The organism is Pseudoalteromonas luteoviolacea CPMOR-1, assembly GCF_001625685.1.
Lineage (GTDB): Bacteria > Pseudomonadota > Gammaproteobacteria > Enterobacterales > Alteromonadaceae > Pseudoalteromonas > Pseudoalteromonas luteoviolacea_K.
This window is the reverse complement of the sequence record NZ_AUYC01000035.1, coordinates 197,933-212,418: the sequence shown is the minus strand read 5'-3', so window position 1 is coordinate 212,418 and position 14,486 is coordinate 197,933. Positions and strand designations below refer to the sequence as shown.

10 protein-coding genes are annotated in these 14,486 nt (G+C 40.2%); 6 read left to right on the top strand and 4 right to left on the bottom strand.

Going from position 1 to position 14,486, the window contains the following annotated elements:
* Positions 1–8 precede the first annotated feature (8 nt).
* The 5 genes from N473_RS15555 (at position 9) to N473_RS15535 (ending at position 9,181) form a co-directional block, all read left to right on the top strand.
* Positions 9–2,042 (top strand): winged helix-turn-helix domain-containing protein, encoded by a 2,034-nt coding sequence (locus N473_RS15555; RefSeq protein ID WP_063368710.1) that lies wholly within the window; start codon positions 9–11, stop codon positions 2,040–2,042.
* 296 nt (positions 2,043–2,338) lie between these two features.
* A complete protein-coding gene (locus N473_RS15550) occupies positions 2,339–4,348 on the top strand; it encodes a methyl-accepting chemotaxis protein (protein ID WP_063368709.1) in 2,010 nt (669 codons plus the stop codon).
* Between the two features lie 254 nt (positions 4,349–4,602).
* A complete protein-coding gene (gene amt, locus N473_RS15545; RefSeq protein WP_196766419.1) occupies positions 4,603–6,507 on the top strand; it encodes an ammonium transporter in 1,905 nt (634 codons plus the stop codon).
* A 228-nt stretch (positions 6,508–6,735) separates the two neighbouring features.
* Positions 6,736–7,953: a YncE family protein gene (locus tag N473_RS15540; RefSeq protein ID WP_063368708.1), complete on the top strand. Its 1,218-nt coding sequence runs from the start codon at positions 6,736–6,738 to the stop codon at positions 7,951–7,953.
* Between the two features lie 322 nt (positions 7,954–8,275).
* Positions 8,276–9,181 carry a glycine betaine ABC transporter substrate-binding protein gene (locus tag N473_RS15535; protein WP_231099576.1) on the top strand — a complete coding sequence of 302 codons (906 nt, stop codon included), beginning with the start codon at positions 8,276–8,278 and terminating at the stop codon, positions 9,179–9,181.
* A 55-nt stretch (positions 9,182–9,236) separates the two neighbouring features.
* Here the strand turns inward: N473_RS15535 and N473_RS15530 are convergent, their stop codons facing one another.
* Entirely contained in the window at positions 9,237–9,443 is a 207-nt protein-coding gene (locus N473_RS15530) for a hypothetical protein (protein WP_063368706.1), read from the bottom strand.
* 269 nt (positions 9,444–9,712) lie between these two features.
* Entirely contained in the window at positions 9,713–10,525 is an 813-nt protein-coding gene (locus N473_RS15520) for a sulfite exporter TauE/SafE family protein (RefSeq protein ID WP_063368704.1), read from the bottom strand.
* 406 nt (positions 10,526–10,931) lie between these two features.
* Here N473_RS15520 and N473_RS15515 point away from each other — a divergent pair, with 406 nt between their 5' ends.
* Positions 10,932–11,909 (top strand): DUF1852 domain-containing protein, encoded by a 978-nt coding sequence (locus N473_RS15515; protein WP_063368703.1) that lies wholly within the window; start codon positions 10,932–10,934, stop codon positions 11,907–11,909.
* 171 nt (positions 11,910–12,080) lie between these two features.
* Here the strand turns inward: N473_RS15515 and N473_RS15510 are convergent, their stop codons facing one another.
* On the bottom strand, positions 12,081–12,554 hold the full coding sequence (locus N473_RS15510) for a peroxiredoxin (protein WP_063368702.1): 474 nt from the start codon (positions 12,552–12,554) through the stop codon (positions 12,081–12,083).
* 141 nt (positions 12,555–12,695) lie between these two features.
* A complete protein-coding gene (gene asnB, locus N473_RS15505) occupies positions 12,696–14,369 on the bottom strand; it encodes an asparagine synthase B (RefSeq protein ID WP_063368701.1) in 1,674 nt (557 codons plus the stop codon).
* Between the last annotated feature and the right edge of the window lie 117 nt (positions 14,370–14,486).

Sequence of the window (14,486 nt, the reverse complement as noted above, 5' to 3'; positions counted from 1 at the left end):
GAGATGTGATGCGTTGGCAAATTGGTGAAATTACATTTTGTGATAAAACCCTAACTTTGACTTCTGATAGTGAAAAGACCCAGCTTGAGCCTATGGTTTCAGAGGTATTACGATTTTTTTGTTTGAACCCGTATATGTTGGTATCAAGAGACGATTTAATTGATCATGTATGGCAAGGGCGCATAGTTACAGATAATGCCGTTAATCGTGTGATCACCAAGTTAAGAAAAGCTCTACAAGATGACCCAAGACAGCCTGCTTTTATTGTGACCTTCCCAAAAAAAGGGTATCAATTTATCGCAGCTGTTAGAGCTGTGGAGGATGAGGGACCCGTTAACCCACTTCATCAGACAAACAAAATAATGCTTCACAAAGTGCAGAAAGTTTCTATGGGCGCTTTGGCTTTATTCTTGTTGTCCATTTTCTACTTTGTACTTCAAAGTAATGATACACCCAATGAAGATCGGCTCAGCGATGTGAGCGCATTGACGCGTGAACCGGGCTTGGAACTCAACCCTCATTTGTCTCCAGATGGTAAATACCTATTGTTTACTGAAGTGCATGATGGAAGTATCAGTCTAAAATTAAAAACTCTCCTTACCGAAGAGGTGGAAATCATTGATCATGGTATTGATACTTGGGAGGGGCCGGCTTCATGGCGTAAAGATGGTAAAGCATTTGTTTATCTGACCACCAAAGCGAATAGTTGTCAGTATTATTTGAGAAGCTTTAATGATGGAGTGTTGGGCGAAGCAAAGTTGATACATAACTGCCGTACTGGCAGCTATGGCAAAATTATTTTTACACACAGTGATGATTTACTGATTTTTAATGAAGCTGCTTACCCAGGAGGGCCGTTTTATTTATTTAGCTTGCAGCTATCAACGGGTGTCAAAACACGCTTAGCACAACCACTTGTAGGGCTTGGTGGCTACAGCCAATTAGATTTGCACCCAACAGAAAATAAGTTATTAATTAGTGCTACAGATAGCCAGTTCTTGACTGGTTTGTACGTCATAGATATCGAAAATCATACATTTTATCACTTATTTAACAGTGATGGCGGTGCTGTGTGGGACCACTCTGGAGAGCGGATTATTTTACTAGGTGGTTATCCCACAAATGAGATAGTGAGTTTGGATTTAAATGGCGGTGACAGGGCTGTGGTTTATTCTAATAGTCACGCCTTGTTTGGACTGAGTCGTCACCCTAATGGTGTGGGGTACTTGTTTAGTACAGGCTCACGGGATCGGAATATTACGTATTATTCGATGAAAACGGCGTCTCAAAGTACCTTAGCAGCCACTTCTGTTGATGAGCGACTTGCAAGGTTTTCATACCATAATCATTCGGTTGCTTATATAAGTTTGGCGACGGGTCGTGAACAAGTATGGCTGTATGACTTTAATACCGAGCGCAGAACATTACTTACAAAATTTGATAAGCAACATCAGATAGTTGATTTAAAGTGGGCTTTCAATGGCAGGTTTATTTTTGTCTTAACTCATAACATGATTTTTCAAATCTCAGTCGATAGTGGTCACATCAAACAATTAAAAATTCCTCAAACTGAAATTGCTGGATTGTCAGTGAAAGACGACAATACGATTGCGTTCAGTTTAAAAGAGAGTGATAAATGGCGAATACACTCTTATGATATTCTTAGCGATAAACTCACTAGTGAAGATCCCAACTGGCAGTTTGTATCATTTTCAGAAGTTGTGGATGATATCATTTGGCAAGATATCCATGGTGAATATTTCACAGGCCTAGATCATAAGCCAGTCACCTCAGAAAAAATAAACGCGATCCCAATGGTTGTACAAAGCCGGTTTAACCTGCAAAAACGGGGAAGCCGTTGGCTTTGGCAGCAAGTCAAATCCCGAAGGTACCAGCTATATCAATATGATGAGCTAAAAGATAGACAAAAATTATTGATTACTTCAGACAGCAGCGATTTTGACTGGCATAACGACAAACTGTTATATAACTCTGTGCATTACGTCAATTCTGATATTTACACTGCATCACCGATGAACTAAAAGACAGCTAAGCCATGCCCCTAACAGGTTTGTTGGCAATGTTTGTTTAAGTTACTTGTTTTTCTAAACGAAGGTTCAAAGTTGAGAATCTTGAAACATTTTGTTTTTAGACTAACTTTTATGTATCTCGACTGACTGATTTCTCACACTTGAACTGGCGAGATGGTCATTCAAACATGGACGCTTCTACTTGAATTATCCAGTTTTTCATAATCATAGGGACTAAACCAGACCGTCTTTTGCGCTGTTTTTCTGTTGAGCTATCTTTCTAGAACATTCACATAAAGTTGCGCCCTATGAAACTAGATAAAAAACTTTACCTGTCTTTTGGCATTATTGTCATGTTAATGGTCATTTCCAGTTCTGTAACTTGGTTTCAAGTTACTTCGTTATCTCGTGTAACTGAAGAGGTACACAGTGACGACGTGCCCGCAGCAATTTATTATCTGCAATTGATGGATGAAATTGGCGACATGCATGTAGAGTTACTTGATTACGTGGTGGGTAATGAGAGTAAAAAAGCGGAATTTTATGAAAATTATGACGAGTTCATGGATGTATTTAAAAGTCTAAGACCGCTTGAGTCTGCAACTGAATCTGACAGGGCTAAGATGGCTGAAATTGAGCGCATTGTTAATGAATTTAAGTCTAGGGCGCAAAGGGAAGTATTCGATGTTTATGATCCTGTCACAGAAAGGTGGGCATTTAAATTTGTCGATACGCTTGAAAACTCAGTGGGTGCCGAACTTGAAACGTTACTTGACCGTCTTAAAGAAGAAGAGTTTGCCGATGCATTAAAAACGACTGATATTGTTGAAGCTGTTTCTGATGACCTGCCAGGCGTTCGGCTATACCTTGAAATGGTTGATGAAAAAGGTGATATGCTCGCATCACTCACTGAATTTATGACAGGTGAACTGGATGAAAAAGAAGCATTTGAGGAAGGCTCTAAGCGATTTATAAAATATCTTGAGTTACTAAAACCCCTAGAAAGAAAGCCGATTGAAGTGACTAATTTGAATAAAATTAAGCAACTTCACGATGAATTGTACGATGGTGCTCATGAGGTGTTTAAACGTTTTGACCCAAGTGCCAAATCAAAGTCTATCAAGATTGTACATGAGCTTGAGGTGCTTTTATTTGAAAAAATGGAAGCCATTTTAGATAAATCGACAAACGAAGAAAAAGCTGACGCGGAAAATGCGTTGATCCAATTGGATGAAGATATGCAGTCAATGCTCACTATTATTGTGGTATTGACGGTTGTTGCGGCTGTCGGCAGTGGAGCTGTCGCGTTCATATTGAGCAACTCAATCTCTTCAAGAATCACCAAAGTACTTAATGTGGCGAGCGAAACAGCCCGTGGTAATCTGTCTTTACAACCACTTGAACATGATGGGAAAGATGAAATTGATGGATTAGCGAGTGCATCAAATGAGATGGTAGAGTCACTAAGCAACCTAATTCGAAACGTTGATCAGGTGGCCAGTAACGTAGAGCTATCAGGTGAGGATATCGCGGAAATCAATCAGAGAATAGCGAGTTTAAGTCAAAGCAGCTCTGAACAGTCAACCATTATTGCGTCTGAAATTGAGCGAATGAGTGCCACAGTGGCCGAAGTGGCACAACGAGCAAAAGATGCAGCAGATCATGCAGAAAGTGCACGAGACTTGGCAGATCAAGGTGGAGGGGTTGTAAGGCAGACTGTAGAAGAAATTACGAATGCAGCGAGTGAAGTACAAAAAACGGCGAGTACTATCACAAGTTTAGGGGATTTAAGTGCGCAAATTGGTGATGTGATTGGCGTGATAGGGAGTATCGCTGAGCAAACCAATTTACTTGCATTAAATGCGGCTATTGAAGCAGCAAGAGCTGGTGAGCAAGGTAGAGGATTTGCGGTGGTTGCTGATGAGGTAAGAACATTGGCAGAAAGAACGACAAAAGCCACTGGTGAAGTATCCTCTACAGTTCAAGCTATCCAAGATAAAACGCAAATAGCTGTGAATGCCATGAATGTGAGTGTTGAGCAAGTTAATAACAGTGTAGATCTTGCTCAACAAGCGGGCGGCTCTTTGAATGAAATTGTCAGTGGTGCACAAGAAATTTCGGGTATGATCCAATCCATTGCCAATGATACAGAAGAGCAAGCCACAGTCGCTGCTGATATGTCCAAAGAAATAGTAAAAGTAGATGACTCGAGCAAGCGGTCACTATCAGATTCTCAAAATGCAGAAGTTGCTGCGAATAAGCTCAAGGAGCAATCAGCAGAGTTAGTTAGATTATTAGAAGAGTTTAGGCTCAACTAGCATATAGTTGACACTGCAATTTGGGCAGTGTCAACTTTTCTATTTGATAAGCTTAGTGTGTTAAAAATACAGCTTAAACACTAACTCTACCTCTCAACCAAATGAAAGAGTTTTTTGGAACGCAAGCTTGTATCTGTTTTTGAATGAACTTGCACGCTCAAAATAGCAGAAAGAATACAACGTGATTCATCTGGAGAATTAGAAGGAGCTTGTCTAAGCTGCATATATGAACCATCTGATCGCATGGGGCATCTTTGGCAAATATTGAAATAGACTCACAAACAATCTCCATCACATGGACACTGCTGTGCACCGCGCTGGTGCTACTAATGCAACCTGGCTTTACTTGTTTTGAAAGCGGTTTGGTACGCAGTAAAAATAACATTAATGTTGCCCTTAAAAACGTGGCTGATTTTTGCATCAGCGGAGTCTGCTTTTGGCTTGTAGGTTATGGTTTGATGTATGGTGCAAGCCAAAGTGGTGTGCTTGGTACAGATGGTTTTGCATTGAATAGTTACGACAATCCCAATGTACTTGCGCATTTTTTATTTCAGATGATGTTTTGTGGTACAGCGGCGACTATTTTATCGGGTGCCGTTGCTGAACGAATGCGTTTCTCGGGTTACATTATTTGTTCTTTTCTTACAGCAACCGTTTTATTTCCTGTTGTTGGTCATTGGATTTGGAATGGTAAACATTTTGAACAAGCGCAGGTAGGGTGGTTATTTGACATTGGGTTCATTGATTTTGCAGGCGCTACAGTGGTTCACTCCGTGGGGGGCTGGATTGCGTTAATCGCATTGATCAAGGTCGGCCCAAGGCTTGGTAAATTTACCCATGAAGGGCGATCAAAAGAAATGTATTGCCAAAATTTACCCTTGTCAGCACTGGGTACTTTTTTACTCTTTATAGGTTGGTTTGGTTTCAATGGTGGCAGTGTTCACACACCTAACTCTGAACTCGCGAGGGTATTCTCAAACACGGCGTTATCAGCATGTGCTGGTGGAGTGAGCGCATTATTACTGTCATGGAACTTACATTCTATGCAAGGTATCCGTTATGTGTTGAATGGCTTACTTGCGGGGCTGGTAGCAATTTCTGCAAGCGCCGATTTAGTAAGTTTACCTGCTGCAATTGTTATTGGTGCCATTTCTGGGTGTATCAGTGTTTTGCTCGGTGACCTATTAGAAAAGTGCAAAATCGATGATGTTGTCAGTGCTGTACCTGTGCATTTAGGTGGGGGTGTTTGGGGCACTATTTCTGTGGCGTTGTTTGTTCCTCTAGAACAGCTCAAGCTAGAATCTCATACAGAGCAGTTACTAGTTCAATTAACTGGGGTTGCGGCATGTGCATTTTGGGTATGTGGGATTGGGTTAAGCTTTTTGTGGCTAGTCAACAAGGTACATCCATTACGTGTATCAGCTCAAACAGAAACAATTGGATTAAATTTTGGTGAGCATGGTATGAAAGATGAGCTAATTGAGTTGATGGAGCAATTTGACAATCTTTCGAACAGTGAACATACACCTCAACACTTGAATGTGGAGCATGGTTCAAACAACGCTTCTTTATGTATGACTTATAACTATTTACTTGATCATACAAGTAAGCACTTTAAAGCCAGAGAAGATGAGTTATTACGTTTAGCGAGTTTGGATCCATTGACAGGCATCGCAAATAGACGAGTATATGATAAAAAGTTAAGCGAAACATTTGAGACCAGTAAAAAACATAAATCTAGCTTTAGCCTACTGGTGATCGACATCGATAACTTTAAACAATACAACGATCATTATGGGCATCAGTTGGGGGATTATTGCTTGCAAAATGTATGTCAGGCTCTTTCTAGTAAACTAACTGTAAAAAATGCACTGTTAGCACGTATTGGTGGAGAAGAGTTTGCGATAATACTGCCAAATACCAGTGAAAAATCGGCTATGAACATAGCTGAAAGAATACGCGCTGCTGTTTGTGATCTCGCGATCCCACATAAAGCTGCAGAAGATGATTTAGTCACTGTGAGTATCGGTGTTGCCTGCTGGTCGCATCACGATGAAATAAATGCCCAGCAGTTATTTGATGATGCGGATATGGCTTTGTTCAGAGCAAAAAGTAATGGTCGTAATCAAGTTAAGCTCGGTGGTGTGGAGGATACATAACCTTGATGTCGAGCATCTATGTAATAAGTTGATATTTGCTCATAATCTGGGTTCTTTTCTATCTTTGAACCTATAAAGGGTATAACCTACTTAATGTGATTCTGCAATAATCATTAGAACAAGGAAGAATGTTGTCAGGTTTAAATCAACTGGATTTAGGCACTTACCCTGACTTTTAAATCTGTTCGTTCTTCTCTCATTGTTAAAATCAAAAAGAAAGGAAAAAAAATGAGAAAAACGGTCTTACTGATTTCTATATTGTCAACATTAAGCATTCAGTCTGCTATTGCACACAGCCATAGTACTGGTTTTTACGCTGATAAGGAGAATAATCAGGTCGTCACATTTCAGCCTCAGACAATGAAGTTGAAAGAGGTTTTAAATACGATTGGTGATAGTCCTTACCCAATCGATAAAGCGGGTTTAGAGCAAGTCTACGTAACAACAAGGAATACGCAGTCTCTAGATATACTTGCGAGCAAGTCGTTAGAGATTGGTGGAGTCATACCGTTAACTCACTTTCCTCGCTCAGTTACATATAATAAGAATAAAAAGCTAGCTGCAGTGTCTGGTACTCAAAAAGCGGTCACGAGTATCATAGATACAACTACCAACGAGGTCATCGCAACAGTAGGAAATGAGCGCGCTCTAACCCCCTCAGATTTTGGTGGCAGCTTAGCAACAGGGCACCCATTCTGGTTAACTGATAGTCAGTTTTTAATTTTAGATAGGGCTAGGCGAACACTAGAGCTATATGAGGTAAAAACTGCACAGGGAGAGTATTCAATTACACATACCTATACTTTACCCACACCTACATCGGTACATCATATTTTAGCGGCACCTAACTCTAAAGGCGCACAGAAAAATGTATTTTATGCTGTATTGGAAGGTGCGCCAAAGCAGGGTATTGCACCTGGGATCATGGCATTTGAACTTTCAGATAAAAAAATATACCAGCAGCAGATAAAGTTGATGCCTACGACCACAGTCGATGTCCAGGAAATGGGGGCGCATCACGCATCTTTCCATCCTGATGGGGTTCATATCTATCTTGGATCAAATGAAGGCAAAACATATGTTATCAATAAGGTATCGATGGAAATTGTGTCTGTTATCGATACTGGCACTGGCAATGGCCATACAACGATGATCCCTGGACGTATGTTGGCTGTTTCTACTAACCATTCAGACACATTTATGACAGTAATAGATTTAAACAGTCATACAAAATTGGCGAATATCGAAGTCAGTCCTCCTGCATCGTCAAATAGCAGAAAGACGCAGTCTCATACGTCTTCTTTTGATCCAAAAAATGACCGCTATTTCTATACTGCGGCAAGTGATGATGGCCGTATCATAGAAATTGATTTAGAGACTTTGAGTATTTCTCGTGAAATTGAAATGCCTGGCAGTTATCCAATTCAAGGAACTTATATTTGGTAAGATAGTGGTTAACGCACTGCCATAGCTACAGGCAGTGTGCTTTTGCATTTGTGCTCAGTGTCAAACATCTTCTATTAAGCGTTTTACCAAATCATAATTCAGTTTCAAGAAATGCGCTGTTTTATTCCATATTTAATTGAGCAAGGCTAAGCACAGGTATGTGAAGTTTGAAAGTTAGTATGCTCTTAAACCTCAACTATACTTAACTTTGCGGTCTTTGATACGCAAATTAATTAAAACATCTCCTATTGCTTTCGGTAATGCTTTTATGCGACACACTTTGACAATTTATTTCCTTTTTTTCGCGTTATGTTTTCCATTTTTGAAGTTGAGTGCTTCAGAAAAGTTATCTGAAATCGCAATTCCATTAAATAACTGGATGAGTCAACGGGTTTTGTCATATGCCATTGGCGATATTATTGAGCAATATGGCAACACAGTGACCTACCACGATATGCCTGCTGGTGATCAATGGGGCGCCATGCAAAAGGGGTTAGTTCATTTTCAAATTGAGATCTGGCAACAATCAATGGCTGGCCAGTTTAATCGTATGGTTGCAAATAACTTGATAGCAGACTTAGGTATTCACCAAGTGGTTGTGCGTGAAGAGTGGTGGTACCCAGAATTTGTTGAGCAAGTATGCCCAGGTTTACCAGATTGGAAAGCACTTGATCAGTGCGCACTATTGTTTGCTAAGGAGTCTAACCCTGAAAAAGGCGTGTTTTATACTATTGATTGGGATTATCAAGATGCAGATTTGATCAGATCGTTAAAGATGAACTTTACAATTGAGAGGCTCCAAAATGAAGATCAACTATGGCGTAAACTTGAAATCGCTTGGCTAAATAAAGAGCCAATTGTACTAATCAATTGGACACCTAACTGGACAGATTTGCATATACCGGGTCGTTTTGTTGAATTTCCTTCTTATTCAATTGAATGTGAAACAGACGCAAGTTGGGGAATAAATTCCACTCTGATTAATGATTGCGGCAATCCTAAAAAAGGGTGGTTGAGAAAAGCAGGTTGGCCTGGTTTAGAGAGAGCAAACCCGTGTGTCTATAACTTAATTAAGAAAGTTGATTTTTCAGCAGATATGATAGCTGATGCCTCATCGTTTGTGGTGTTCGATGGCCACAAAGAGAAAAAAGCAGCTAAACGTTGGTTGATTAGATATCAAAATGAGGTGAACAAATGGATAGAACCAACGTGTTTAGTAAACATATAGATGGGGCTTAGAACATGCCTACAAAGTAATAATCAACGTTATAACCGTTTGGATTTTAATAAATAACCAACTGTGGTGCACCGCCTTCGTTGACGCAACGATAGTATGCCGATTGCACCGAGCGAGGGTCATAGTATTCTTCACTCCATGCGACTTTGTTTTGCTTGTAACAGAGTACATAAGTAGATGAACGTGCATCTGCAAAAAGTGACGTTGTAAACACTATCAACGTAAATAGTGCCAGAAATATGGGTTTTTTCATTATTATTATCGCTATTTCTAACTTGTTATCACATCTGTTGACTATTTTTGTTTATTTTTTTGTTTTTGTAAATGCCTTGTTTAATTGGTTGGTGATTTTATTTAAATTTTTATATTTTCAACTTTATGCATACAGTTTTTGGTCAGTTCCGAGCAAAAAAATTAGGATTAATTTAAATTCTGGGGATTAACAACGGTGAACGCGAAAGGGATAGCTATAGGTAAGCAACCCCAAATACAAACTGGGGCTGTTGGGCATAGGTAAAGAGCCTAACTCAGAGCCATGTTTCCGGCCATAACAACTAACAGGCCAGCGAAGATTTTCTTCACTGTCGATACAGGCAAATAATTTGTTGCTTTTGCGCCCAGGGGGGCGGTGAACCAAGACGTACAAACTATGCCAAAGAGCGCTGGGAGATAAACAAATCCTGCAAACCCATCCTTTAAATCAAAATGATTAACACCTGAGCTTATATAACCTATTGAACCAAATAGAGCGATTACAATTCCACAAGCTGATGAACAACCAATCGCTTTTTTCATATTTACAGAGAAATAAGTGAGGAGAGGGACTAACAAAGCGCCACCGCCAATACCAATCATGGCAGATAAACCACCTGTGATGGTTGTTAAAACGGTTAAAATGCCCTTATTTGGCATTACTCTTTCTTCGTTTCCTTCGTGCTTGTTACTGCTATAGAGCATTTTAAGGGCGATGAGCGCTACACATGAAGCGAATACCCATTTCACCATTTCTTCTGGTAATAGGGAGGCTAAAAATCCACTGAGCAATGCACCAAACGCGACACCTGTCATGATCCATGGTGCCAATTCCCATGGCACATTTCCATTTTTATGATGCGCAAGTGCTGATGAAGTCGATGTAAATAATATCGACGCAAGTGAGGTTGCTATGGCCGCTATAACAACTTGGTTTGGAGGCAGTATTTCAAATTGAAGTAAAATAACACTCAAAATTGGTACTATCACCAATCCGCCCCCTATACCAAGCAAGCCAGCAAGGAAACCAACACCACTGCCAAGCAATGCGCAGTATAGGACCAATAATAGCGATTCACTCATTCAACTTATCTCTTCTTATAATTGAGTTTGCAATACTACAGCATTGAAATGGGGTTAGCATCTCGTAATTTTGAAGGTAACGATATGTATTTTGACATCGTTCAACTCAGCATTTGACCTTTAGAACACATTTAAATCATGCGTTTATATAGCGATAGGTATTGATTCTTATGGTGTATTAATTTTCCTCATGTCCGATTTGAATTAATAACATTTTTAATTATTTAGCTTTAAGAGTATAAATAATTCATCGCATAGCTCTAGACGTCTAAATGTCCAAAATCCAAATCTTAAGTTCGCCATAGGGCCAAATTTAGGGAGGATGAGTCGCAGCCTGGAAAAAGAAGCCCGATAGAGCGAGACATAAACTTAGGGTTACCTAACTAATTTGGGATGTAATAGTACCATGAGCAAAGACTTCACATTTACAATTAAAAGCCTACGATTAGACGAAAATTACCATCCGGCAAATAGCACACGTATTACGACTAACTTCGCAAATTTAGCCCGAGGTGAAAGCCGTCAAGCTAACCTGCGTAACGCATTAAAAATGATTGATAATAACTTTAATGCGTTGGCTTATTGGGATAACGCACAAGGCGACCGCTATTCAGTAGAGCTTGAGATTATCTCTGTAGATATTGATATTGATGGAGGTGGTGAAAGCTTTCCTTCTATCGAGGTGTTAAAAACATACATCCTAGACAACAAGACTGGTGAGCGTATAGAGGGTATTGTAGGTAACAACTTCTCATCCTATGTACGAGATTACGATTTCAGCGTTAGATTGCTTGCTTACAATAAAGGCAAGCCACAGTTTAGTATTCCTGAAGACTTCGGTGATTTACATGGAAAACTATTTCAGTATTTCGTGAATTCTGAGGCGTATAAGCAAAACTTTAAAAAACTACCGGTGATTTGCTTAAGTGTTTCAGATAATAAAACGTATCACAGAACTGAAAATCAACATCCTGTGTTGGGTTTTGAATACTTGCCCAATGAGTCGTCATTAACTGAGCAGTACTTTAAAAAAATGGGCTTACAAGTGCGTTATTTCATGCCGCCGAACAGCGCTGCACCATTTGCATTTTACTTCTTCGGTGATTTGCTGAATGACTACTCGAACTTGGAGCTTATCAGTACAATCAGCACGATGGGCACATTCCAAAGAATATATCGCCCAGAAATTTATAATGCCAATGCAGTCGCAGGTGCTGTGTATAAGCCAAATTTGAAAAACTTAGACCATTCACTTACACAAATTGTCTATGACCGAGAAGAACGCAGTCGCCTAGCGATTGAGCAGGGAAAATTTGCAGAAGAGCACTTTATTAAGCCGTACCAAACTATCCTTGAGCAGTGGTCAGCTCATTGCGCTCAATAATGACTTTTACACTTTAAAACGGTGAGCGTATTTTTGGTATCAAAGAGAAGATTGTCGACACTGATGGTGCTATAGGCACCATTGAAATGCCAAAAAGTCGCTCAAGGGTCATTTACCTAACAAAAATAAGTCAAACGAAAGAATGATCCTTTCGTTTGACGGTATCAGTGATTAAAGCGCTTCTAAAATAACTTCGGCTTTACTGACTTCAAAAGTTTTTGGTGCTTCAACATTTAGTTGAGTCACAACACCGTTCTCGACAATCATTGCATAGCGCTGTGAGCGAATGCCACCAAAAGTCTCAGTATCCATTTCAAGGCCTAATGCTTTGGTAAAGCTTGCATCGCCATCGCCCAACATTAATAATGCTTCCGCATTGTGTGCTTCGCCCCAAGCCTTCATAACAAACGCATCGTTTACAGATACACAAATAATGCTATCAACGCCTTTTGCTTTAATTTTGTCAGCAAGTGCAACAAAACCCGGTAAATGCGCAGCTGAGCAGGTTGGTGTAAAAGCACCAGGAACAGCAAATACAACCACTTTTTTATCTGCAAAAAGTGCGTCTGACGTATGGTTTTGCATACCATCAGCAGTAAGTTCTGTTAGTACCGAATCAGGAATGCGTTTTCCTTGTTCAATCATTGTTTTTTCTCTACTAGATTAATATGTTTGCAAGTGTAGTATGTAAAAGCAAAGATAAAAACCGATAATGTGAAGGGTTATTCAAGCAGGCTAACAATTTATTTGATAGGCCGCTTGAATAGTCAACAAATAAGATAGGGATTACTGCTTTTGCTTATATGCGTCATTATGTACGTTTGCGGCACGACCCGACGGATCGGCATTGTTCTCAAAGCTTGCATCCCAAGCAAGTGCTTCAGGCGTAGAGCACGCAACAGATTTACCATGAGGGACGCATTTAGCTGCGGCATCCCCCGGGAAATGCTCTTCAAAGATGGTTCTATAGAAGTACGCTTCTTTGCTATCCGGCGTATTAATTGGGAAACGATAATGTGCATTGGCTATATCTTGATCAGACACTTGTGCCTGTGCGTAATCACGTAACGAGTCAATCCAAGAATACCCAACACCATCTGAGAATTGCTCTTTTTGACGCCAAAGCACATCATCAGGAATATAACCATCAAAGCCTTCGCGGATCACATGTTTTTCAATACGGCCATCTTTACACATCTTGTATTCAGGGTTGGTACGCATGGCGATATCTACAAACTCTTTATCCAAAAACGGCACCCTAGCTTCAACCCCCCAAGCTGCCATAGATTTGTTGGCTCGCAGGCAATCAAACATGTGTAACTTTGACACTTTACGATTAAGCTCTTCGTGGAACTCTTTACTATTTGGGGCTTTGTGGAAGTATAAATAGCCACCAAATAGCTCATCGGCTCCCTCACCAGATAGCACCATTTTGATCCCCATGGCTTTAATATATCTTGCCATCAAATACATGGGCGTGGATGCACGAATCGTCGTCACGTCGTATGTTTCTAAGTGATATACAACTTCTTTAAGCGCATCTAAACCTTGTTGCACTGTAAAGTGAATAGGGTGGTGGACGGTACCTATTTGGTCTGCAACTTTTTGTGCTGCGGCTAAATCTGGTGACCCTTCAAGGCCAATGGAGAAAGAGTGCAATTTGGGCCACCATGCATCACTGGCATCATTGTCTTCTATTCGTTTAGCGGCGTATTGCTGTGTAATTGCAGAAATCACAGATGAGTCTAAACCGCCAGATAAAAGCACGCCATAAGGCACGTCACACATAAGTTGTCTTTTAACGGCTGCTTCTAAGCCATTTTTAACATCGAGTGCACTGGCTGGGTTATCCTTGACGGCATCATATTTTTCCCAGTCACGTTGATAGTATTTATGATACGTGCCTTCTTTTGAATATAAATAATGGCCAGGAGGAAATTCTTCTATTTGAGTACAAATTGGCGTTAGGGCTTTCATTTCACTGGCAACATAAAAGTTACCGTGTTGGTCGCGGCCAGTATACAGTGGAATTATTCCAATATGATCTCGACCAATAAGGTAAGCATCTTGCTCTTCGTCATACAAACAAAAAGCAAAAATACCGTTTAAGTCATCTAAAAACTCTGGCCCTTTCTGTTTGTACAGTGCCAGAATAACTTCACAGTCAGACTTTGTTTGAAATTCGAATGGTACTTCCAACTGTTCGGCAAGTGTCTTGTGGTTGTAAATTTCTCCGTTTACCGCAAGTACATGGGTTTTCTCGGGGTTAAAGAGTGGTTGCGCACCACTGGCGACACCGACGATAGCAAGTCGTTCGTGTACTAAAATAGCTTTTTCGCTTGAATATACCCCTGACCAGTCAGGTCCGCGATGTCTAAGCTTTTTAGACATTTCTATTGCTTGTGCTCTTAACTTATCAGCCGAGCCTTGAATTTCTAATACACCAAATATTGAACACATAGTACCCTCATTCCTGTTACGACACCCAGTGGTTATACACTGACTTGGTGGCTTATCACTGCGATATATATTGTTATTTTTTATAAAGCTTAAACTATAACTAACAGAAAACTTTGG

What these genes read in the sequence shown, in the direction of transcription:
- N473_RS15555 (WP_063368710.1), top strand. Translation starts at nt 9, where the DNA reads ATGCGTTGGCAAATTGGTGAAATTACATTTTGTGATAAAACCCTAACT.
- N473_RS15550 (WP_063368709.1), top strand. Translation starts at nt 2,339, where the DNA reads ATGAAACTAGATAAAAAACTTTACCTGTCTTTTGGCATTATTGTCATG.
- N473_RS15540 (WP_063368708.1), top strand. Translation starts at nt 6,736, where the DNA reads ATGAGAAAAACGGTCTTACTGATTTCTATATTGTCAACATTAAGCATT.
- N473_RS15530 (WP_063368706.1), bottom strand. Translation starts at nt 9,443, where the DNA reads ATGAAAAAACCCATATTTCTGGCACTATTTACGTTGATAGTGTTTACA.
- N473_RS15520 (WP_063368704.1), bottom strand. Translation starts at nt 10,525, where the DNA reads ATGAGTGAATCGCTATTATTGGTCCTATACTGCGCATTGCTTGGCAGT.
- N473_RS15515 (WP_063368703.1), top strand. Translation starts at nt 10,932, where the DNA reads ATGAGCAAAGACTTCACATTTACAATTAAAAGCCTACGATTAGACGAA.
- N473_RS15510 (WP_063368702.1), bottom strand. Translation starts at nt 12,554, where the DNA reads ATGATTGAACAAGGAAAACGCATTCCTGATTCGGTACTAACAGAACTT.
- asnB (WP_063368701.1), bottom strand. Translation starts at nt 14,369, where the DNA reads ATGTGTTCAATATTTGGTGTATTAGAAATTCAAGGCTCGGCTGATAAG.